Origin of the sequence: Streptomyces toxytricini (genome assembly GCF_014649915.1) — a bacterium.
Taxonomy (GTDB): domain Bacteria; phylum Actinomycetota; class Actinomycetes; order Streptomycetales; family Streptomycetaceae; genus Streptomyces; species Streptomyces toxytricini.
Window position 1 is genome coordinate 11,814 of the sequence record NZ_BMTY01000036.1, and the last position, 18,394, is coordinate 30,207.

At 75.5% G+C, this 18,394-nt stretch carries 22 protein-coding genes; 13 read left to right on the forward strand and 9 right to left on the reverse strand.

The window, feature by feature from the left end:
* Positions 1 to 141: 141 nt before the first annotated feature.
* Positions 142 to 1,473 carry an AI-2E family transporter gene (locus tag IE170_RS31425; RefSeq protein WP_189812886.1) on the forward strand — a complete coding sequence of 444 codons (1,332 nt, stop codon included), beginning with the start codon at positions 142 to 144 and terminating at the stop codon, positions 1,471 to 1,473.
* A gap of 115 nt (positions 1,474 to 1,588) precedes the next feature.
* On the opposite strand, the gene IE170_RS31430 is transcribed toward IE170_RS31425, so the two are convergent.
* Positions 1,589 to 2,038: an SRPBCC family protein gene (locus tag IE170_RS31430; RefSeq protein ID WP_189812887.1), complete on the reverse strand. Its 450-nt coding sequence runs from the start codon at positions 2,036 to 2,038 to the stop codon at positions 1,589 to 1,591.
* A 219-nt stretch (positions 2,039 to 2,257) separates the two neighbouring features.
* On the opposite strand from IE170_RS31430, the gene IE170_RS31435 reads away from it, so the two are divergent.
* Positions 2,258 to 2,599, forward strand: coding sequence for a hypothetical protein (locus tag IE170_RS31435; RefSeq protein ID WP_189812888.1), 342 nt, complete (start codon positions 2,258 to 2,260; stop codon positions 2,597 to 2,599).
* Positions 2,600 to 2,854: 255 nt separating this feature from the next.
* Here IE170_RS31435 and IE170_RS31440 read toward each other — a convergent pair whose 3' ends face one another.
* The 3 genes from IE170_RS31440 to IE170_RS31450 all read right to left on the reverse strand — a co-directional run bounded on the left by IE170_RS31440 (position 2,855) and on the right by IE170_RS31450 (position 4,221).
* On the reverse strand, positions 2,855 to 3,184 hold the full coding sequence (locus IE170_RS31440) for a hypothetical protein (RefSeq protein ID WP_189812889.1): 330 nt from the start codon (positions 3,182 to 3,184) through the stop codon (positions 2,855 to 2,857).
* A 61-nt stretch (positions 3,185 to 3,245) separates the two neighbouring features.
* Positions 3,246 to 3,656 carry a YciI family protein gene (locus tag IE170_RS31445; protein ID WP_189812890.1) on the reverse strand — a complete coding sequence of 137 codons (411 nt, stop codon included), beginning with the start codon at positions 3,654 to 3,656 and terminating at the stop codon, positions 3,246 to 3,248.
* A 79-nt stretch (positions 3,657 to 3,735) separates the two neighbouring features.
* Positions 3,736 to 4,221, reverse strand: a complete 486-nt coding sequence (locus IE170_RS31450) for a MarR family winged helix-turn-helix transcriptional regulator (protein WP_223857185.1) — start codon at positions 4,219 to 4,221, stop codon at positions 3,736 to 3,738.
* Positions 4,222 to 4,314: 93 nt separating this feature from the next.
* On the opposite strand from IE170_RS31450, the gene IE170_RS31455 reads away from it, so the two are divergent.
* On the forward strand, positions 4,315 to 5,175 hold the full coding sequence (locus tag IE170_RS31455) for an SDR family NAD(P)-dependent oxidoreductase (RefSeq protein ID WP_189812891.1): 861 nt from the start codon (positions 4,315 to 4,317) through the stop codon (positions 5,173 to 5,175).
* A gap of 102 nt (positions 5,176 to 5,277) precedes the next feature.
* Positions 5,278 to 5,772 (forward strand): hypothetical protein, encoded by a 495-nt coding sequence (locus IE170_RS31460; RefSeq protein ID WP_189812892.1) that lies wholly within the window; start codon positions 5,278 to 5,280, stop codon positions 5,770 to 5,772.
* A 57-nt stretch (positions 5,773 to 5,829) separates the two neighbouring features.
* Here IE170_RS31460 and IE170_RS31465 read toward each other — a convergent pair whose 3' ends face one another.
* Positions 5,830 to 6,861, reverse strand: a complete 1,032-nt coding sequence (locus IE170_RS31465; protein WP_189812893.1) for an NAD-dependent epimerase/dehydratase family protein — start codon at positions 6,859 to 6,861, stop codon at positions 5,830 to 5,832.
* Between the two features lie 217 nt (positions 6,862 to 7,078).
* Here IE170_RS31465 and IE170_RS31470 point away from each other — a divergent pair, with 217 nt between their 5' ends.
* Both IE170_RS31470 and IE170_RS31475 read left to right on the forward strand, forming a co-directional pair.
* Entirely contained in the window at positions 7,079 to 8,362 is a 1,284-nt protein-coding gene (locus IE170_RS31470; RefSeq protein WP_229885354.1) for a cytochrome P450, read from the forward strand.
* 89 nt (positions 8,363 to 8,451) lie between these two features.
* Positions 8,452 to 9,144, forward strand: a complete 693-nt coding sequence (locus IE170_RS31475) for a UdgX family uracil-DNA binding protein (RefSeq protein WP_189812917.1) — start codon at positions 8,452 to 8,454, stop codon at positions 9,142 to 9,144.
* A gap of 61 nt (positions 9,145 to 9,205) precedes the next feature.
* Here IE170_RS31475 and IE170_RS31480 read toward each other — a convergent pair whose 3' ends face one another.
* Positions 9,206 to 10,105, reverse strand: coding sequence for a Rieske (2Fe-2S) protein (locus IE170_RS31480; protein WP_189812894.1), 900 nt, complete (start codon positions 10,103 to 10,105; stop codon positions 9,206 to 9,208).
* Positions 10,106 to 10,282: 177 nt separating this feature from the next.
* On the opposite strand from IE170_RS31480, the gene IE170_RS31485 reads away from it, so the two are divergent.
* From IE170_RS31485 to IE170_RS31495, 3 genes are all read left to right on the forward strand, one after another.
* Positions 10,283 to 10,525, forward strand: a complete 243-nt coding sequence (locus IE170_RS31485) for a hypothetical protein (protein ID WP_189812895.1) — start codon at positions 10,283 to 10,285, stop codon at positions 10,523 to 10,525.
* Positions 10,526 to 10,608: 83 nt separating this feature from the next.
* Positions 10,609 to 11,013 carry an ATP-binding protein gene (locus IE170_RS31490; RefSeq protein ID WP_189812896.1) on the forward strand — a complete coding sequence of 135 codons (405 nt, stop codon included), beginning with the start codon at positions 10,609 to 10,611 and terminating at the stop codon, positions 11,011 to 11,013.
* A gap of 43 nt (positions 11,014 to 11,056) precedes the next feature.
* Positions 11,057 to 11,323 carry a DUF4235 domain-containing protein gene (locus IE170_RS31495; RefSeq protein WP_189812897.1) on the forward strand — a complete coding sequence of 89 codons (267 nt, stop codon included), beginning with the start codon at positions 11,057 to 11,059 and terminating at the stop codon, positions 11,321 to 11,323.
* An 83-nt stretch (positions 11,324 to 11,406) separates the two neighbouring features.
* Here the strand turns inward: IE170_RS31495 and IE170_RS31500 are convergent, their stop codons facing one another.
* Both IE170_RS31500 and IE170_RS31505 read right to left on the reverse strand, forming a co-directional pair.
* Positions 11,407 to 11,655 (reverse strand): hypothetical protein, encoded by a 249-nt coding sequence (locus IE170_RS31500; protein ID WP_189812898.1) that lies wholly within the window; start codon positions 11,653 to 11,655, stop codon positions 11,407 to 11,409.
* 29 nt (positions 11,656 to 11,684) lie between these two features.
* The gene (locus IE170_RS31505; RefSeq protein WP_189812899.1) at positions 11,685 to 12,650 is read right to left on the reverse strand and encodes a TIGR03557 family F420-dependent LLM class oxidoreductase; all 966 of its coding nucleotides are present in this window, start codon (positions 12,648 to 12,650) and stop codon (positions 11,685 to 11,687) included.
* 140 nt (positions 12,651 to 12,790) lie between these two features.
* On the opposite strand from IE170_RS31505, the gene IE170_RS31510 reads away from it, so the two are divergent.
* Positions 12,791 to 14,236 (forward strand): chloride channel protein, encoded by a 1,446-nt coding sequence (locus tag IE170_RS31510; protein ID WP_189812900.1) that lies wholly within the window; start codon positions 12,791 to 12,793, stop codon positions 14,234 to 14,236.
* Positions 14,233 to 15,219: a hypothetical protein gene (locus tag IE170_RS31515; protein ID WP_189812901.1), complete on the forward strand. Its 987-nt coding sequence runs from the start codon at positions 14,233 to 14,235 to the stop codon at positions 15,217 to 15,219. The genes IE170_RS31510 and IE170_RS31515 overlap by 4 nt, the downstream gene beginning before the upstream one ends.
* 118 nt (positions 15,220 to 15,337) lie before the next feature.
* Here the strand turns inward: IE170_RS31515 and IE170_RS31520 are convergent, their stop codons facing one another.
* A complete protein-coding gene (locus tag IE170_RS31520; RefSeq protein WP_189812902.1) occupies positions 15,338 to 15,871 on the reverse strand; it encodes a hypothetical protein in 534 nt (177 codons plus the stop codon).
* A 342-nt stretch (positions 15,872 to 16,213) separates the two neighbouring features.
* On the opposite strand from IE170_RS31520, the gene IE170_RS31525 reads away from it, so the two are divergent.
* Both IE170_RS31525 and IE170_RS31530 read left to right on the forward strand, forming a co-directional pair.
* A complete protein-coding gene (locus IE170_RS31525; RefSeq protein ID WP_189812903.1) occupies positions 16,214 to 17,812 on the forward strand; it encodes a serine/threonine-protein kinase in 1,599 nt (532 codons plus the stop codon).
* A complete protein-coding gene (locus tag IE170_RS31530) occupies positions 17,809 to 18,390 on the forward strand; it encodes a hypothetical protein (RefSeq protein ID WP_189812904.1) in 582 nt (193 codons plus the stop codon). Before IE170_RS31525 ends, IE170_RS31530 begins: the two co-directional genes overlap by 4 nt.
* The last annotated feature ends 4 nt before the right edge of the window (positions 18,391 to 18,394 follow it).

Below are 18,394 nucleotides of genomic sequence, written 5' to 3' on the forward strand. Positions count from 1 at the left end.
CGGGCCGCCCGGCATCCGCTGGGCACCCGCCCGGATGACGGCCGGACGGGGGACTCCTCCGTCCGCCCGGGCCGGTTCGGGGCCGCTGCCTGATCCCATGGATGCGGGGCAGACGCGTGGCGGGACGGAAGGAGCGTGGGAATGCCCGGAATCCGGAACTGGTCCGGCCGTGTGAAGGCCGGCGCGACCGCGCTCGGCGAACGCCGGGCGCGGGTGCAGGCCCGCTACGACGCCGAGGAGCGGGCGGCGCGCCAACGGGCGTTCGCCGAGGCCCGCCGGGCCCGTTCGCGGGCCGCCGACCCGGCGGCGGCGGTGCCGTGGGGGGTGCGCGTCGCGGCGGAGGCCGGCTGGCGGTTCCTGGTGCTGGCGGCGGCCGTGTGGGTCGTGATGCAGGTGATCGGGTCGGTGCGGCTGGTCGTCCTGGCATTCGTCGCGGCCATGCTGGTCACCGCGCTGCTCCAGCCGACGGTCGCGCGGCTGCACCGGGCCGGGCTGTCGCGGGGGCTCGCCACCGCGGTGACGGCGCTGTGCGGGTTCGCCGTCCTGGGCCTGATCGGCTGGTTCATCACCTGGCAGGTGCTGGACAACCTGGGGAACCTGTCCGACCGGCTCCAGGAGGGCATCGAGGAGCTGAAGCGGTGGCTGCTGAACAGCCCGCTCCACGTGACGGAGCAGCAGATCAGCGACATCGCGTCGAGTCTGAGCGATGCGATCGGCACGAGCACGAGCGAGATCACGTCGACGGGTCTGCAGGGCGTGACCGTCCTGGTGGAAGTGATCACCGGGATGCTGCTGGCGATGTTCTGCACGCTGTTCCTGCTGTACGACGGTCCGCGCATCTGGCGGTGGACGCTGGGCCTGGTGCCCGCCGCGGCCCGGCCGGGCGTCTCGGGCGCGGGCCCGCTGGCGTGGCGGACGCTCACCGCGTATGTGCGCGGGACGCTGATCGTGGCGTTCATCGACGCCCTGTTCATCGGGGTCGGCATCTACTTCCTGGGCGTGCCGCTCGCCGTCCCGATCGGCGTCGTGATCTTCCTGGCGTCGTTCGTACCCCTGGTCGGCGCCGTGGTGTCGGGGGCGCTCGCCGTGGTCGTGGCGCTGGTGACGCAGGGGGTGTTCACCGCGCTGATGACGCTGCTGGTGGTGCTCGTCGTGCAGCAGATCGAGGGCCACGTGCTGCAGCCGTTCATCCTCGGGCGGGCCGTACGGGTCCACCCGCTGGCGGTCGTCCTGGCCGTGGCCACGGGCGGGCTGGTCGCCGGGATCGGCGGGGCGGTCGTGGCCGTCCCGCTGGTCGCCGTCGGCAACACGGTGATCGGGCACCTGCGCGCCCACGCGGGCGAGAACGGGGCGACGGAGTCAGGGCCGTCGGCGCCGTCCGGGCCGGCCTCGGGGCCGGGCGGCTCAGGGGAGCCGCCCGCGGCGGCTGCCGAAGCGGAACGGCCCGCCGTACGGCCGGAGGACCCGGCCTGACGCCCGGCCGGGAGGCCGGGCGCCGCGCCGGTCCGGCCGGACGGCGGGCCGTTCGCGGCCGGATCGGCCGCCCGTGCGGACGGGCGGCGGATCCGGCCGCGAAGGACGTGGCGGGTCAGACGCGGCCGCGCCACTCGCCGGTCGGGGTGCCTCGGTCCTCGATGAAGTGCTTGAACCGCGTCAGATCGCCCTTGACCCGGCGGTCGACGAAGCCCATCTTGTCGCCGATGTTCTCCGCCATCCCCTCCGGCTCGAAGTCCATCATGAGCGTGACCTGCGTGTGCGTCGGGTCGATCGGCTCGAACGTGACGACGCCGGACTGCTCGGTCGAGCCGCCCACGGTCACCCAGGCGACCTTGCGGTCGGGCACCTGCTCGGTGATCTCCGCGTCGAACTCCCGCTCCACGCCGGCGATCTTCGTCACCCAGTGCGTGAGCGTATCCGTGCGCTGCTCGATCCGCTCGACGCCGTCCATGAACTTCGGGAACGACTCGAACTGCGTCCACTGGTCGTAGGCCGTCCGGACGGGGACGTCGACCTCGATCGTTTCCTTCACCTGCGACATGGCGTGTCTCCCCACTCTCTGGATCCGGCGGGCGTCGACGCGGGCCTCCCGGCCTGCGTCACTCCCGGAGGGCACCGGTCGGCGCCCTCCGCCCGCCCTTGCCCGGCGCGCTCGCGGTGATGCGCCCGAGGGCCTGTTTCCACCCGGTCGCGACGCGGACGGCGCCCGCCGGCCCCCTCCTGCGCCTCCCGGAACCCTCCCGCGGCTACAGTGCGCTGCGTGGAAGATCAGGAAGCGGAGTTCGCGGCCGCGGTGCGCGCCGTTCTGGCGGAGGCCGGCTTCACGGAGGCCACGAGCGGGGCCGAGGGCGTCCACGTGGTCCGCCACGCCCGCGGGGTGATGGTCGGCTGGATGCCGGAGGAGCTGGCCCGCCTGCGCGTACGGCGCCGCGGTCCGGCCCGCGCGCGGCGGCGTGACCGCTCCCGCCCGGACCTGCCGGGCCTGCGGCACGCGTTCGGCCTGGCGCTGGCGGCCGCGTTCCGCGGCGCGGGTTTCGCGGTGGAGACCCGCGGCGACGAATGGCTGCTCGTCCTCCACCCGGGCCACAGCCCCGAGCTGTGACGCGTCAGGGCTTCCCGCGCCCCGAACGGGCGGGTCGGGGGGCCGGACGCCGCAGATCGTGGTCGGCTGGATGCAGGGACGCCGCAACCGGCGCCGTGCAGGCAGGCCGGGCGGGACCTGCGTCCCGTCGGGAGGCGACGCACATGGAGCGGGACGAGTCGCAGCGGGCCTGGGCGATGGTCATCGCCACCATCTCGATCATCCTGGCCGACCTGGCGGCGATCATCCTGATGAACACCGTCTGGCGGTGACGGGTCAGCCCGCGGTCTCCCCACAGGCGTCCGGCGGCGGGGAGACGAGGGAGACGCGGCCGGTCCACGACCAGGGCTCCCGGGGCGGATCCCAGGCCACTTCGACGTGCGCGCGGTGGAAGTCGCGGGCGAGCCCCGCCACCATGGCGGCCGCGGCGTCCCGCGCGTCTGCGGGGCCGGCGTGGATCGGCACGTCCGGCAGCGCCCCGCAGAGCATCCCGCCTTCCGCGGTACACACGCTGTGGCGCCAGCCCTCCGCAGTCGCCGGCAGGATGATGCCCGTCGGCATGCCGAAGGGCGGCCGTTTCCTCTTCTCCCGCTTCCGCCTCACCATGGCCCCATCCAACACCGCCTGCTGTTCGACGGTGCGGCCGGGAGGCCGGTCGGAGAACGGCTCAGGCGGACGGGGACTCGCCGACGGGGCGGATGACCACCGGGTACTCCGGGGAGCCCGCGGGAACCGGGCACTGGGTGATCCTGGCCGCGATCTCGGTCACGCGGTCGAGGCCGGAGCACTCCAGGAGCCAGTCGCCGGCGGTGACCACCTCGGTGTCGGCGTACGGTCGGTCGGTGACGGCCGGTTCGCGGCCGGGGGAGCCGGTGACGAACCGGGCTTCGGACGGCGGACCGAAGCCCTGGGCGTCCAGGAGTTCGCCGGAGGCGGCGAGCTCCTCGTTGAGTTCGCTCATGAAGGCGAACATGGCCGTGATGTCGTCGCCGCTCCAGGCGGGCGAAGCGGGCGAGGGCTTCCCCGCCATCGCGTCGTAGTCCGCCTGGCTCCCCACCACCGTCACGAAGTACTTCATCCGGGCAGCCAACCACCGCAGGCCCGTCCCGGGTGTTCCCGGCGACCGGGTCGGGGGCGGGTTCCCCCGGGCGGCGGAGTCAGGAGCCCGCCGGGGGCTCCTGGGCGAGACGTTCCTTCTCCGCCTTCAGCTTGCGCCACACCGTGCCCAGGGCTTCGAGGTCGCGGTCGTCGAGGAGGTCGGTGAAGACCGGCGCCAGGGCCGCGCGGCGGGTGTCGTCGGCCGCGGCGAACACCTGGCGGCCCTCGTCCGTGAGGGAGATCTCGACGGACCGGGCGTCGCGCGCCGAGGGCGTGCGGGTGACGAGGCCGCGGGCCTGGAGGGCGTCCACGACCCGGGAGACCTGGCTGCGGCTGAGCATGGTGCTGTTGCCCAGGACCGACGCGGGCACCGGCTCCGGGCTGGACGCCAGCCACAGCATGACCTCGAACCAGGACACGGGCAGGCCGTGGGCCTTGGTGAGGGCGCGGTCGACGCGCTCGGTCATGACGGTGCCGGCCCACACGAGGCCGTAGAAGGCGTAGTCCTCGGCGGGCATCTCGGCCTGGGTGAGTTTCTTCGGCATGGATCCGAGTATAGGGAGGGGTTGCGTGTGCACACACACAACGGTATGTTGTGTGTGCACGCACAGAACATGTACGTCCCGAAAGGCTCCGATATGTCCACCACTGTTCACACCTCCACCGACCGGACCGTCCTCATCACCGGGACCTCCTCCGGCATCGGCCTCGCCGCGGCCGTCGCCGCCGCCCGCGCCGGCTGGCGCACCGTCGCCACGCTGCGCGACCCCGCCCGCGCGGACGCCCTCCGCAAGGCCGCCGCCGACGCGGGTGTCGAGCTCGACATCCGGCAGCTCGACGTCACCGACGAGGCGTCCGTCGCGGCCGCCGTCGCGGGAGTGGTCGCCGACTACGGCCGCCTCGACGCGGTCGTCAACAACGCGGGCGCCGGCCACGTGGGCACCCTGGAGAACGACTCCCTCGCCGACATCCGCACGGTGATGGAGGTCAACTTCTTCGGCGTGCTGAACGTCAGCAAGGCCGCGCTCCCCCACCTGCGGGCGTCCGGCGGCCGCCTCGTCACCGTGACGAGCGTGGGCGGCGTCGTCGGACAGCCGTTCAACGAGGCCTACTGCGCCGCCAAGTTCGCCGTCGAGGGCTACATGGAGAGCCTGGCCCCCGTCGCCCGCACGCTGGGCGTGGCCGTATCGGTGGTCGAACCGGGCGCCGTCGCCACCGAGTTCGTCAACAACATCGGCATCGACCCGGAGGCCGGCCTGGAAGCCGGTGCCTACACCGGGGCGCTGCGCACGTACGTCGACCGCACCGTCGCCCAGTTCCTCGACGGCACCGCGCAGACGCCGGAGGGGGCGGCGGAGTCCGTGATGGAGGCGCTGACCGCGGCGGAGCCGGCGTTCCGGATCCAGACCACCGACTGGGCGCGGGAGTTCGTCGGCACCAAGCTGGCCGACACGGACGGCTCCGCGGTGCAGAACCTCACCTCCGCCTGGGTCGCCTGAGCCGTCCCGGTAGGCAGTGGGGGTGCTCCTCCCCCGTCCGGGGGAGGCGGCCCACACTTCCGGGGGAGGCAGCGGGGCCGCGGCCCGCCGCACGATGGGGTCATGAACCGATCCGACCGTCGACGACATGGGGCAGCAGCTCTCACGGCCTGCTTCGGCGCCCTCGCTTACACCGTGTCCAAGGTGCACCTGGCATGGGAGCGGGAGCTGGGGATGCCGGGCTTCCCCGCGCCCGCCGAGTCCTACGCAGCCATTTCCGATGTACGCGCAGCGCAGTGGGGCAACGCGGCCCTGGGATTGCTGATGGCCATCCTCGCCCTGCTCCTGGCGCGGCCCCCTCGCAGGCGGGCCCTCCGCCTGGCCGTGCTGGCCGCGTCGTGGGCGGGCACAGCCGTGGTGGGTGCGGGCGTCGCCGGATTCGCCGCCCGCGCGACGGGCCTGGCACCCGCGCTGGGCGCGGTGCCTCCTCGGGCCGCCCCCGCGGCCGCGGCCCTGCTGGTCGGCGCGCTGTGGGTGGGCGCCTGGGCGGCGGCGACCGTGTCAGCCGCCCGGATACGACGGCCGGCCGAGCGCGTGGACGGTCCGGCCGCTCCGTAGGCCACCCGGGAGGCGCCGGGCGAGGCGGCACCGGTGACGCGGGCGCGGGCACGAGGGTCAGCGTTGGTGTCTGCGGGCGGGGGTTCCGGCGGCGGCGAGCGGCGGCGTCTCCAGGCCCGCCCCGTGGCGCAGGCCCGTCAGGAAGTCGGCGACGGCCTCGGTGGACGTGGTGGACGGCGTCCAGGCGAGGTGCTCGCGGGCCCGGCCGGCGTCGAGCAGCGGCAGCCGCAGGAAGGCGTCGAAGAGCCCGGGGGCTGCGGGGACGAGGCGCATCCGCCAGGCCGCGGCGAGAGCCGCCCGGGCCGCTCCGGGGGGCAGCGGGATGGTGCGGGCGTGCAGCAGCCGGGCCACGGCTGCCATGTCCAGGACCGGATCGGCGACGAGGTTGAACGCGCCGCGTACGGGGCGGAACACGGCCTCCCGGTACGCCTGGGCCGCGTCGTCGGTGTGCAGGGCCTGGAAGCGCAGGCCGGTGACGGCCGGAAGGGCGGGGAGCAGGCCCGGCCGGACCAGCCACCACGGCAGGAGCGGGCCGGCGAAGATCCGCCGCTGTTCACTGGCGGCAGCCTCCTTGAACAGGAACGCCGGCCGCATCCGGACCACCCGCATTTCGGGGTGCGCGGGCTGGAAGCCGTCCAGGTAGCGCTCCAGGTAGGCCTTCTCCCGTGTGTAGGCGGCGCCCGGCCAGCCGTGCGTGGGCCAGCTCTCGTCGACGGGCCGCCCGTCGGGCGGGCCGGGAGCGTACGCGCCGATGGACGAGGCGTGCACCAGGGTGCGGACGCCCGCGCGGGCACAGGCCTCGAAGACGCGGATGCCGCCCAGGACGTTCGTCCGCCACGTTTCGACGACGTCGTGGGTGGGCTGGAACTTCCACGCAAGGTGGACGACGGCGTCCGCGCCCTCGAAGAGCCCGGTCAGGTCGGAGTGGCCGGGGTCGATGTCCGCGGCCACCCAGCGCACGCCGGAGATGTCGAGGGCGGGACGGCGCCGGGCGATACCCACCACGTCGGTGACCCGCAGGTCCGCTGCCAGGGCCCGCACCACGCTGGTGCCGGCGTTGCCGGTGGCACCCGTCACGACGACCCGCATCACGACCACCCCGCCTTCCCGGGGAGCTCGCGGGCCCGGGCGCAGCCGCCCGCCGCCGCGCACGCGACCGCCGTGGGATGGTGCATCGGAATCGGAGGTCTTGAAGGAGTGGATACAGACATGCCCCGCGCCTACCCGGGGCGGCCGGGGCAACGCATCCGGGGGACCCGGGGTCGGACAACGTGTGGAAGCGCGTGCTCCGGGTAGCCGCCGGACCGTGAATCCACTACACGACCGTTCCGTCCGCCTGCCCGACAGCACCCTGCCGCTGCTGCTCCACGGCTACGCCTGGCTGCCCGACCTGTTGCGGGCCGAGGGCCGCCCGCTGGTGCGGACGCGCCTGATGGGCCGCCCAGCCGTCGCGCTGCACGGGCCCGACGCCGTGCCCTTCTTCTACGACGAGGACAACATCGTGCGGCGTGCGGCCGTACCGGGCCCGGTGCTCGACACCCTGTTCGGGCGCGGGGCGGTGCACACCCTCGACGGGGAGGCGCACCGCGTACGCAAGGCGATGTTCACGGCCCTGCTGAAGGACGCCGGCGGGGTCGCGGCCCTGACCGACACCGTCGTCGAGCAGTGGCGGGCCGCCGTGGCCGCCCACCGGGGCGAGCAGGTGGTGCTGTTCGAGCAGGCGTCCCGCGTCCTGGCCCGCTCGGTGTGTGCCTGGGCGGGGCTGCCGCTCGCCGAGGCGCACGCCCGCCGGATGGCGGCCGACTGCGTCGCCATGGTCGACGGCTTCGCGACGCCGGGCCCCCGCCACCTGCGGGCCAGGCGGGCCCGCACCCGGCAGGAGCGCAGCCTGGCCGCCCTGGTAGCGGCCGTCCGGCGGGGCGACCGGCAGGCCGCGGCCGCGTCGGCGCTGGCGGCAGTCGTGGAGCACCGGGGCGCGGACGGGCAGCCGCTGGACGAGCGGACGGCCGCCGTCGAGCTGCTGAACGTCATCCGGCCGACCATTGCGATCGCCTGGTTCGTCGTGTTCGCGGCGCACGCCCTGAACCGGCAGCCCGGCCTCTCCCCCGCCCTGCGGGACGACGACTCCGGCGCGCACCGGGTGCGGTTCGCCCACGAGGTGCGCCGGTTCTACCCGTTCGCGCCGTTCGTCGGCGGGCGGGCCGCCCGGAACACGAGCTGGCACGGCGAGCCCGTCGAAGCGGGCTGCACGGTCCTGCTCGACGTGTACGGGCAGCACCACGACCCGGCGCTGTGGGGGGACCCGTACGCCTTCCGGCCGGACCGGTTCGCGGGGCCGCAGCCCCCGGTGGACCTGATCCTCGCGCAGGGCGGCGGGGACGCGGCACGCGGGCACCGCTGCCCCGGCGAGGACATCACCGTCAGCGTGCTCGCGGCCCTCTCCGGCGAGCTGGCCCGCTGCCGGCTGGACGTGCCCGCGCAGGACCTGTCGATCCCGTTGTCGCGGATCCCCACGCTCCCCCGCAGCGGCTTCTCCGCCCGGATCGCCCTGCCCTCCGACCCGCTCGTCGGGACGGCGGCCGCCCGCTGACGTTTGCCGCCGCCCCGGCCGGTGAAGACGCCGGGCGACCGCAGGAGGTGGCCGAGGTGGCGCAGCGAGCACGGGCGGGGCGGCAGGCGGTGAAGGCGGGCACGCAGGACGGGCACGACGGGCAGGCGTACGACGCCGGCCCCTGGGTGCCCCGTACGGACGACCTCGGCGAACTTGGCCGGGCCGCAGCCGGGTGCCGCGGGTGCCCGCTGTACGCGGCGGCCACGCAGACGGTGTTCGGCGAAGGGCCCGGGCGGGCCCGGGTCGTCCTGGTCGGCGAGCAGCCCGGGGACCGGGAGGACCGGGCCGGGGAGCCGTTCGTCGGACCGGCGGGCGGCCTGCTGCGCCGTGCGCTGGAGGAAGCGGGGCTGGACCCGTCGGAGGTGTACCTGACGAACGCGGTGAAGCACTTCAAGTTCACGGTGCCGGAGGGCGGGAAGCGGCGCATCCACAAGGCGCCCGACCTGCGCGAGATGACCGCCTGCCGTCCCTGGCTCACGGCCGAGCTGGCCGCCGTCCGGCCCGGACTGGTCGTGGCACTCGGCGCCACGGCCGGCCGTGCCCTCCTCGGCGGCCCGTTCCGCGTCGGCGAACACCGCGGTGTACTCCGGCCCTTCCCATCCCCCGACGGCCCCGGAGCCGGCGGGGCCGCGGCCCTTCCCGACGCCCAATTCCTGGCGACCGTGCACCCCTCTGCCGTCCTCAGGGCCCCGGACCGCGACGCCGCCTACCGCGGCCTGGTCGCCGACCTGCGCATCGCGGCCTCCGCCCTCCAGGGCTGAGCCCCCGGCCCGCTCTCGCGGCGGTCGGGCGCTGCTCGGCCGGCGGTTCCCATCCGGGCCGTCAGTGGTGGCGGCGGAGGCGGGCTTCGATGTGGCCGTCCACAGTGCGGCATTCGAAGGACGGCTGCGGGGACGTCGCCGGGCCGCGGACGTTCCAGCCGTCCGACAGGCGGAAGACGCTGCCGTGCCAGGGGCAGCGCACGCAGCCGTCGTCGATGTCGCCCTCCGCGAGCGGGCCCGCCATGTGCGAGCAGCGGCCCGCGAGGGCGTGCATCTGGCCTCCGGCCTCCCGGACCACCAGCAGTTCCACCCCGGCCAGGTCGGCTCGTACGGCCTGGCCGGCGGGGAAATCGGAGACCGGGCCGAGGCGGGTCCAGTCCTGGGGGACCAGGTGGGGGACGGCCTCGGCGTGGTTGGCGCCGGACGCCTGCCGGTACGCCAGGTGCCCGCCGAGGGCTCCGCCGAGGCCGACGGCCGCCAACCCGGCCGTGGAGAGCAGCCGGCCGCGGACGTGGCGGCCGCGCAGGCGGGCGGCCAGGGAGGCGGCGTAGAGGGACACGGCGGCGATGTTCGACGCGGCGTGGACGAGGCCGACGCGGGACTGCTCCGGCGGCAGCTCCGCCCAGTCGGCCCAGCCGGCCACCGCGGCCGGCCCGGCCGCAGCAAGTCCCACGCCGATCAGCAGTTGCGGCTCGGTCCTGCGGCCGGGCACGCAGTCGAGGACGGCGGCGGAGAGCCAGGCTCCGACGGGGACCTGGACGAGCAGCGGGTGCAGCGGATGCCCGAGGGGCAGGCCGTGCAGGACGTCCCGCGCCCGGCCCAGCGGCACGGCGCGCACCACCCGGCGGAGGGTGGAGGCGATGCGGTCGGGGGCCGGCCACTGTTCCAGCCGTTCCAGGGCGCGCAGCAGGCTGCGCGAGGCGTCGGAGGGCGGCCGCGGGACAAGGGGTTGGCTTCTCATGGCCCGGCGTCTACCCCGGCCCGCCGAGGTCTCACCCCTGCGGGCGCGGGTCGTTTCCGGTCGGAGGATCCGGGCAGCCGCACCGGTAGGCACGCAGGTACGCGCGTACGACCGCCGGGCCGGCGGTCATGCCCGTGCACGGGACGGCGCGCCCATCCGACAGGAAGGCCCGAGACGATGACCCGAGACACCGGAGGACGCCGGCAGCCGGAGCGCGGTGCCGGCTCGGAGGCGGAGCGGCGCAAGCCGACACCTCCCTCGCAGGCTCCCGGCGAGGCCGGCGACCGTGAGGAGCGCCGGCGCGCCGACGAGGCCGTACGCGGCGGCAGCGGCGAGAGCGGCAAGGGCGGCGGGGGCGGCGGACGCGAGCGCCCCGCCGACGTCCCGGCCACTCCCCCGCCCGTCGAACCGCCGGACTGAGCAGCGGCCCCCACCCGCACCGCGACGACCGGCACCACGACGCCCACCGGCCCGACCGCACGCGCGCGACCGGAGAGAAGGCGATGACCCTCCAACTGGAACAGTCCCTCGACCCCGGGCACGACGCGGCTGCCGCGGCCAGTGCCCGGAGCGCCACGGGCAGGTTCCTCAGAGACGCGGCGCAGGCGGGTCGGCCGGTCGCCGCGGCGACGGCGGACATCGTGCTGCTGGTGGTCAGCGAGCTCGTCACCAACGCCGTGCGGCACACGGAGGGGCCGTGCACCCTGCACCTGGCCCGGTACGAGGCGGGCGTCGGCATCGACGTCAGCGACACCAGCCCGGACCCGCCCGTGCGCCGGCCGCCGCACGTGGACGGGGCGGGCGGCTGGGGCTGGATCCTGGTCAACCACCTGGCCGAGGAGCTGTCCGTCCGGCCCACGCCGGAGGGCGGCAAGACGGTCCACGCGTACATCGCGGACCGCACCTGAGTATCGGGAACGGACCCGGGAAACGGAAAGGAACGAGGACGACGTGAACAAGGCCAAGCTCGCCTACCGGCCCGTCGGAATGGCGCTGGGCGCCACGGGAGGGCTCCTCGCCGGGCTGGTGTTCAAGCAGGTGTGGAAGCTCATGGGCCGCCAGGGCGACGCTCCCGACGCGATGGACGAGGACCGCGCCTGGTCGGAGATCCTGATCGCCGCGGCCCTGCAGGGTGCGGTTTTCGCCGCGGTCAAGGCCGCCGTGGACCGGGCCGGTGCGACGGGCGTGCGCCGGCTCACCGGCCGATGGCCCGCCTGAGGACGACGCACGCGACACCGTACGACGCCCCCGGCTCGGAAGCCGGGGGCGTCGGGCTGTGCTGCGCCGGAGGAGCGCTTGCGTCAGTCGTGGCCGGGGCCGGGCCCGCGCGCCGTCCTGCGCTGGGCCTGCGGGCTGGGGCTGAGGGCGTCGCCGGCCTCGCCGTCGCGGGCGTCCTCGTCGGCGGCGGCGCCCCGCTCTCCGCGGGGCCGTTCGCGACCCGTGCCGCCGGGCTGTTGCGCCCTGTGGTTGCCGGGGCGCCTGCGCCGGTCCTGCGGGGTGTCGTCGTCGAGCGGGGCGCCGCCGGCGCCTCCCTGGTCCATGTCGTCCATCGTGCACGGTTCCTTTCGCAGTGTTCTCTCTACAGCTCGCGGAGGGCGGGCAGCAGTTCGGCCTCGGCCCACTGGAGGAACGGCTTCTGGTGGGCGCCGCCGATCTGCACGAGCGCGACCTCGGTGAAGCCGAGTTCGGCGTACGGGCGCACGGCCGCGACGAAGTCCTCCACGTCCGCGCCGCAGGGGATCGACTTGCCGACGTCCTCGGGACTCACCGCGGCGGTGGCCTCGGCGAAGGCGGCGGGGCCGCGCAGCTCGGCGTTGACCTGCCAGCCGCCGACCGACCAGCGGAACTGCTCGTGGGCGCGGGCCAGGGCGGCGTCCCGGTCGGGGTCGTAGCAGACGGGCACCTGTCCGACGCGCGGTTTGCCGGCTCCGCCGTTGCGGTCGAAGTCCTCCAGCAGCCGGCGCTCGGGCTCGATCGCGATGAGCAGGTCGGCGTGGCGGCCGGCGACGGCGCAGGAGCGGGGGCCGGAGACCGCGATGCCGATCTCCGGGGGCCGGTCCGGCAGGTCGAAGAGCCGCGCGCTGTCGACGCGGAAGTGCCGGCCGTCGTGGTCGACGGTTTCACCCGCGAGGAGGCGGCGAATGACGACGGCGGCCTCCTCCAGGCGTTCCAGCCGTTCCCGCGGGGCGGGCCATCCGCGTCCGGTGACGTGCTCGTTGAGGTTCTCGCCGGAGCCCAGGCCGAGACGGAAGCGGCCCTGCGAGAGCAGCTGCATCGTGGCGGCCTTCTGGGCGACGACCGCCGGGTGGTAGCGGTAGGTCGGGCAGGTCACGTACGTCATGAGCGGTATCCGCTCGGTGGCCTGCGCGGCCGCGCCGAGCACGCTCCACGCGTAGGGCGAGTGTCCTTGCTCTTCGAGCCAGGGGAAGTAGTGGTCGGAGATGACGGAGAAGTCGAAGCCCGCGGCCTCGGCGGCCACGAGGTCGTCGACAAGCGCACGCGGCCCGGACTGCTCGGTCATCATCGTGTATCCGATGCGCACCATGCCCTGCGTCTGACCCGTCCCCCCGGCTTCAAACCCCGGCCGGGTCCGGAGCCCGCCCGTGCCGCCCGCGGGGGGCGCCCGCTCGTCCGGTCGGAGCAGCCGGACGGGCGGCCGGAGCCCCGAGGATCTTGGATGGCGGCATGGCGCCCACCTCGGCCGCAGATCCTCAGCTGCGGCAGATCCTGGCCGGCCGCGGATACCGGCGGCTGCTGCTCCTCTCCGCGCTGCTGGGCGTGCCGGTCGCGCTCGTGTCCTTCTTCTTCGTCAGCGCGCAGCTGGCGTTGCAGAACCTCGTGTGGGAGGACTGGCCCAAGGACCTCGGTTTCGACCGGGCCCCGTGGTGGTGGCCGCTGCCCTGGCTGCTGCTGGCCGGGCTGATCCTGGCGCCGGTCGTCACCCGGATGCCGGGCGGCGGCGGGCACGTCCCCGCGCACGGCCTCGGCGGACCGCCCGTCGGGCCGAAGGCGCTGCCCGGTGTGGTCGTGGCGGCACTGCTGACGCTGCCGCTGGGCGTGGTCCTCGGGCCGGAGGCGCCGCTGATGGCCCTCGGCTCGGGCCTCGCGCTGCTCGCCGCGCAGTTGTCCCGGAAGCCCCTGGACGCGATGAACGGGGCGGTCATCGCGACGGCCGGGCAGACGGCCGCGATCTCCACGATCCTCGGCGGGCCCCTGGTGGCGGCGGTGCTGGTCATCGAGGCCGCCGGGCTCGGCGGCACGGGGATGGTCGTCGTCCTGCTGCCGTCCCTGCTCGCGAGTGGGGCCGGGGCGCTGGTGTTCACCGGGTTCGGGGACTGGACGGGGCTGTCCACGGGCGATCTGGCGCTGCCGACCGCACCGCCCCGCTTCACCCCGGACGCCGCCGACTTCCTGTGGGGGATCCCCGCCGCTGCGCTCATCGCGGCGCTGATCGCCGCGGGCATGGCGCTCGGCCGGCGGACCGAGAAGTGGATCCGGCCGCGGACGGGGCTGCGTACGGTGCTCTGCGCCGTCGGGGTGGGCGTGTGCTTGGCGGTGTACGCGCTGGTGACGGGCCGTGACCCGGCGGAGGCCGCGCTGTCCGGGCAGATCACCCTGGGGACGCTGACCGCCGACCCGCACGCCTGGCCGATCGCGGCGCTGTGTGCACTGATCCTGTTCAAGGGCTTGGCCTGGGGCCTCAGCCTGGGCGGGCTGCGCGGCGGGCCGATCTTCCCGTCGATCCTGGTGGGCGCAGCCGCGGGCGTGGTGTGCTCGGGGCTGCCGGGGCTGGGCACGACGCCCGGGCTGGCGCTTGGCATCGCAGCCGCCGCCGCGGCGGTCACCGGGCTGCCGCTGACGAGCTCCGTGCTCACGGTGCTGCTGCTGGGGCAGGGGGCCTACCACCAGACTCCGCTCGTGGTGTTCGCGGCGGTGGTCGCGAGCATCGTGACGCGGTTGCTGCGCCGCCCGCAGGGTCCGGCGGAGGGGACGCCGCCCGGAGCGGCTGCGGCGGCCGGCGACGGGCCCGCCGCGGATCCCGGCTCCGGATCCGCTTCCGCGGCCCGGCCGGGCGGCGGGCCGCGACCGGAATCGGGGCCGCCCGGTATGGGAAGGGATCCCGCGCCATGAGCCGGCGTCGTGGCCGTGCGGCGGCCGGGGAGCCGCGGAACCTGCTGCAGGCGGTGCTCGCCCGGCCGGGCCGGCTGCCCGAACTGCTGGCCGGGTTCGCGCTGCGGCACAACGGTCCGCGGGCCGCGCGCACCGTGGCGCGGCTGCGCGCGGAGATGCCGGACGCGGACGCCTCCGCGCTGGGGGCGGCGGTGATCGCCCGCGGGACCCGCGCGACGGTGGCGGAGGGGGCGTTCGTCGGCGGCCCGTTCCTGGTGTTCATCCCGGTCGCGTTCTGTGCCGCGCTGCTGCGCCAGGCGCGTACCGTCATGGAACTGGCCGCCGTGACGGGCCTGGATCCGACCGCGCCGGAGCGGGCAGCCGAGCTGCTGGTGCTGCAGGGGGTCTACCCGGACACGGAGTCGGCGGCGCGGGCGCTCACCGCGGATCCGGGCGGCGCAGGCACGCAGTCCGCGGGTCCTGTGCCGCGGAGCCGGTGGGCGGTCCTGGTCGGGGTGACTCTGCGCATGGCCCGCCTCCTCGGCCTGCTGACCACCGCCGAGGAGAGCCGCGGGAGCCGACTGCGGGCGTGGCTCGTCCGGATCGGCCAGTGGGCGCTGCTGGTTGCCGTCCTCGCGGTGGGGATGGTGGTGCCGCTGGTCTGGATGCCGTACATGGCGGTTTCGTACCGGAAGGCCACCCGGCGACTGCTGGCGCGGGCCGCCGACTCCTACCTCCTGCACGTGCCGCCCCCCGAGCGGCGGCGCACCGCCTCCAGGCTGGATCCGGGGGCGCTCGCCGGGGTGGTGCGCGTGCTGTCGTCGGTGCTGGTGCCGGTGGGCGTGGTGCTGCTGGTGGTCTTCGCGGACGTGCGGACGGCGGGCGGCCGCTGGCCCGCGCTGCTGGTCGGCCTGGCCGCGGCGTCCGCCGCCGTGGGGGCGTGGTGGCACCTGCGCCGTCGGCGCGGGGCCGGGCGGGATGGGACGGCCGCGGCGGGGCGCTGACAACGGCGCGGTCCCGGCGCGCGCGCGGTGTTCTGCGCGCGCGCCGGGACCGCGGGTGCCGGATGCGGGGTGTGCCGGTGTGCCGGTGTGCCGGTGTGCCGGTGTGCCGGAGCGTCCGTCAGAAGGTGTTCTTCGTGGCGCTGGAGACCACGCACTCCTTGTACTCGCTGCCGTTGCCCTTGCCGAGGTACGTGGTGGTGGCCTCGGTCGTCTGCGACGCACCGGCCTTGACCTTCAGGCCGGTGACGGAGGCGACGGCGGGGCTCGCCGTCGAGTCGCCGCGCCACTTCACGATGAAGCCGTACGTGGCGTCCAGCGAGCCGCTGTTGGTGACGGTGATCCGGGCGACCAGCTTCTTGCCGGAGGCGTCCATCTTGCACTCGTTGATGCGGATGTCGCGCTCGGCCTTGTCTCCGGCCTTGGCGCCGCCGGAGACGGAGCCGGAGGAGCTGGTGCTGCTGCTGTCGCTGCCGTCGCTGCCGCTGGTGGTGCCGCTGCTGCTGCTTCCGCCGGAGCTGCTGCCGCCCGAGCTGCTGGAGCCGGACGAGCTGTGGCCTCCGCCGCAGCTGCCGCCGTGGGAGCCGCGGGCGCCGGTGAGAGCGAAGACGACGATGCCGAATACGGCTACGGCGCGGACATGGCGAAGCTTCACGTTCAACCCCCGTTGAAGTGTCGGTGCATGGGAGAGAGGGCCCGCCTTTGACGAGCACACGTCACCCTAGCAGCGGCCGGGGACAGTCCGCGCACCAGGCGGAATCACCGCGTCCGCTCTGACCGGCCGCCGCGGTGCCGACCCCCGCCCCGCGGGGTCCCGGTGTCCGCGGCGGGCCCTATCATGACCCCGCCGCAGCCCGGGCACGTCCCCGGCGCGCCAGGTGGCGTCCGCCGGCGCGTCCCGGCGGGGACGACGACACCCACACCACCGGTCCGGGAACCGGACGGGGCTCGTTCGTGTGTTGCAAGAGTGAAACTCCACAGCAGGGGGGACGGAAAGATGAAAGCGTGGGTGGTCCCCGGTTACACGGAGACCAGAGAGCTCGGTTCGGGAGCCAGCGGCCGGGTGGTGCTCGCGGTGCACGACGCGACGGGCACGCCCGTCGCGGTGAAGTACCTCAGCGACCGGCTCCGCCAGGACCCGGCGTTCGTCCAGGGGTTCCGCGCCGAGGCGCGGCTGCTGGGCGGCCTGCACTCGCCGTACGTGGTGGGGCTGTACGAGTACGTGGAGTCGCCCGCCGGCGCCGCCATCGTGATGGAGCTGGTCGACGGCATCGCGCTGCGCGAGCTGCTGCGCGAGTCGGGGCAGACCGGGCCCGAGGCGGCACTCGTCGTGCTCAAGGGCTCCCTCCTCGGCCTCGCCGCCGCGCACCGGGCCGGCGTCGTCCACCGCGACTACAAGCCGGAGAACGTGCTGGTCGCGGCCGACGGCTCCTCGAAGCTCGTCGACTTCGGCATCGCCGCGGACCGGGGCACCGAGGCCGGTGTCGCCGGGACGCCCGCGTACATGGCGCCGGAGCAGTGGCAGGGCCGGCCCGCCTCCCCCGCCGCCGACGTGTACGCGGCCACGGCCACGTTCTTCGAGTGCCTGACCGGCCGCAAGCCGTTCGCCGGGGAGAACTTCGCCGAGCTCGCGCTCCAGCACATCGAGGCCCCGGTGCCGGAGTCCGAGGCTCCGGAGCCGGTGCGCCCGCTGATCCGCCGCGGCCTGGCCAAGCGGCCCGAGGAGCGGCCGGAGGACGCGGAAGCGTTCGTCGCCGAGCTGGAGGACATCGCCTGCGGGGCGTACGGGCCCGACTGGGAGGAGCGCGGGCAGCGCAAGCTGGCCGCGCTCGCCGCCCTGCTGCCGCTGCTGTTCCCCTCCGCGGGCGGCACGGCCGCGTCCACGACCGCCACCGCGAGCACGTCGCTGTGGGCGCCGGGCCGGCGCGGCTGGCTGGGCGCCGGCGCGGCCCTCGTCCTCGGCCTGCTGCTGGCCGTCCAGCAGGCGGCCGCCACGGACAACACCGGCGGGGCGGCGGCGCTGAGCTCGTTCGCGACGACCAGTGCCGCCCCGCCGACGGGCGGCCCGGCCCCCTCCGGTTCCGCCTCCGGCTCTCCGTCCGCGTCCCCGTCGGACTCGGCCTCCCCCTCCGCTTCCGCCTCCGCCTCGCCGTCCGCGTCGCCGTCGGCCTCCGCCTCGGCGTCCGGACCGGCGCCCGGCCCCGGCTCGCCGGCCCCCGGCACCCCGGGCACGCCGACGGGCGGGCCGACGACGGCGCCGCCGACCACCCCGCCGCCGTCCCCGGCCGTGAAGGTGCGCTCGGTCTCCGTGACCTCGTTCGGGCAGAGCGGCTTCACCACCGGCCAGGTGACGCTCGCCGTCAGCGCCACCGGCCCGGCGACCGTCCGCCTGGAGTGGTTCAGCAGCGACGGCCGCGGCACCGCCGCCGTGTCCGAGGGGTCCATGACCTTCCCCGCCTCCACGGCGGGCACCCCGCGGACGCTCTCCTTCAAGGGCACCGGCTGCTACTGGAGCGTCCGCGCCACCACCACGCCCGCCGCCGCCTCCGGCGCCGCGGTCCAGCAGATCCTGACGAGACGGTGCGAGATCCGATGAGCGACGACGACTACAGCGCCACAGCCCTCGGCAGCCACTGGATCAGCGGGACGCCGTCCGAGGGCCCCACCCTCGTCGCGCCCGATCGGGTCGACGGCTCCGTGCTGCGCTTCGGCCCCGGTGTCACCGCGGCCGCCCTCGCCCCGTTCCCCGTGCCGGTGCCCGCGGCCCCTGCCCGCCGGGGCAGCGGCCTGCGCCGGTACGCGCTCGCCGCGGGAATCCTCGCCGCGGTCCTCCTGTACCTGGGCTGGCAGCGCCTCGGCCCGGGCATCGAGGTCCGCGACGTGGCCGTCTCCACCGATCCGGCCGGTCCGGCGTGCGGCGGAACCGCCGACGTCGTGGCCGCCGTACGGACGAACGGCCGCGCCGGCACCCTCGCCTACCGCTGGGTCCGCAGCGACGGCACCCGCTCCGAGGAGCTGACCGAGCGGCTGGTGAAGGGCCAGCGGGAGGCGAGGCTCCACCTGCTGTGGACCTTCCACGGCAAGGGCGACTACCCGGCCACCGCCCGCCTGGAACTCCGCTCCCCGGACCGCCGCACCGCAGAGGCCGCCTTCACCTACCGCTGCGCGCAGTAGCCCC

Bases quoted from the DNA above. Each gene is read 5' to 3' on its own strand.
- IE170_RS31525 (WP_189812903.1), top strand. From the start codon at position 16,214: ATGAAAGCGTGGGTGGTCCCCGGTTACACGGAGACCAGAGAGCTCGGT.
- IE170_RS31430 (WP_189812887.1), bottom strand. From the start codon at position 2,038: ATGTCGCAGGTGAAGGAAACGATCGAGGTCGACGTCCCCGTCCGGACG.
- IE170_RS31485 (WP_189812895.1), top strand. From the start codon at position 10,283: ATGACCCGAGACACCGGAGGACGCCGGCAGCCGGAGCGCGGTGCCGGC.
- IE170_RS31480 (WP_189812894.1), bottom strand. From the start codon at position 10,105: ATGAGAAGCCAACCCCTTGTCCCGCGGCCGCCCTCCGACGCCTCGCGC.
- IE170_RS31450 (WP_223857185.1), bottom strand. From the start codon at position 4,221: ATGCCGAAGAAACTCACCCAGGCCGAGATGCCCGCCGAGGACTACGCC.
- IE170_RS31440 (WP_189812889.1), bottom strand. From the start codon at position 3,184: ATGGTGAGGCGGAAGCGGGAGAAGAGGAAACGGCCGCCCTTCGGCATG.
- IE170_RS31515 (WP_189812901.1), top strand. From the start codon at position 14,233: ATGAGCCGGCGTCGTGGCCGTGCGGCGGCCGGGGAGCCGCGGAACCTG.
- IE170_RS31510 (WP_189812900.1), top strand. From the start codon at position 12,791: ATGGCGCCCACCTCGGCCGCAGATCCTCAGCTGCGGCAGATCCTGGCC.
- IE170_RS31465 (WP_189812893.1), bottom strand. From the start codon at position 6,861: ATGCGGGTCGTCGTGACGGGTGCCACCGGCAACGCCGGCACCAGCGTG.
- IE170_RS31460 (WP_189812892.1), top strand. From the start codon at position 5,278: ATGAACCGATCCGACCGTCGACGACATGGGGCAGCAGCTCTCACGGCC.
- IE170_RS31505 (WP_189812899.1), bottom strand. From the start codon at position 12,650: ATGGTGCGCATCGGATACACGATGATGACCGAGCAGTCCGGGCCGCGT.
- IE170_RS31500 (WP_189812898.1), bottom strand. From the start codon at position 11,655: ATGGACGACATGGACCAGGGAGGCGCCGGCGGCGCCCCGCTCGACGAC.
- IE170_RS31490 (WP_189812896.1), top strand. From the start codon at position 10,609: ATGACCCTCCAACTGGAACAGTCCCTCGACCCCGGGCACGACGCGGCT.
- IE170_RS31455 (WP_189812891.1), top strand. From the start codon at position 4,315: ATGTCCACCACTGTTCACACCTCCACCGACCGGACCGTCCTCATCACC.
- IE170_RS31530 (WP_189812904.1), top strand. From the start codon at position 17,809: ATGAGCGACGACGACTACAGCGCCACAGCCCTCGGCAGCCACTGGATC.
- IE170_RS31425 (WP_189812886.1), top strand. From the start codon at position 142: ATGCCCGGAATCCGGAACTGGTCCGGCCGTGTGAAGGCCGGCGCGACC.
- IE170_RS31445 (WP_189812890.1), bottom strand. From the start codon at position 3,656: ATGAAGTACTTCGTGACGGTGGTGGGGAGCCAGGCGGACTACGACGCG.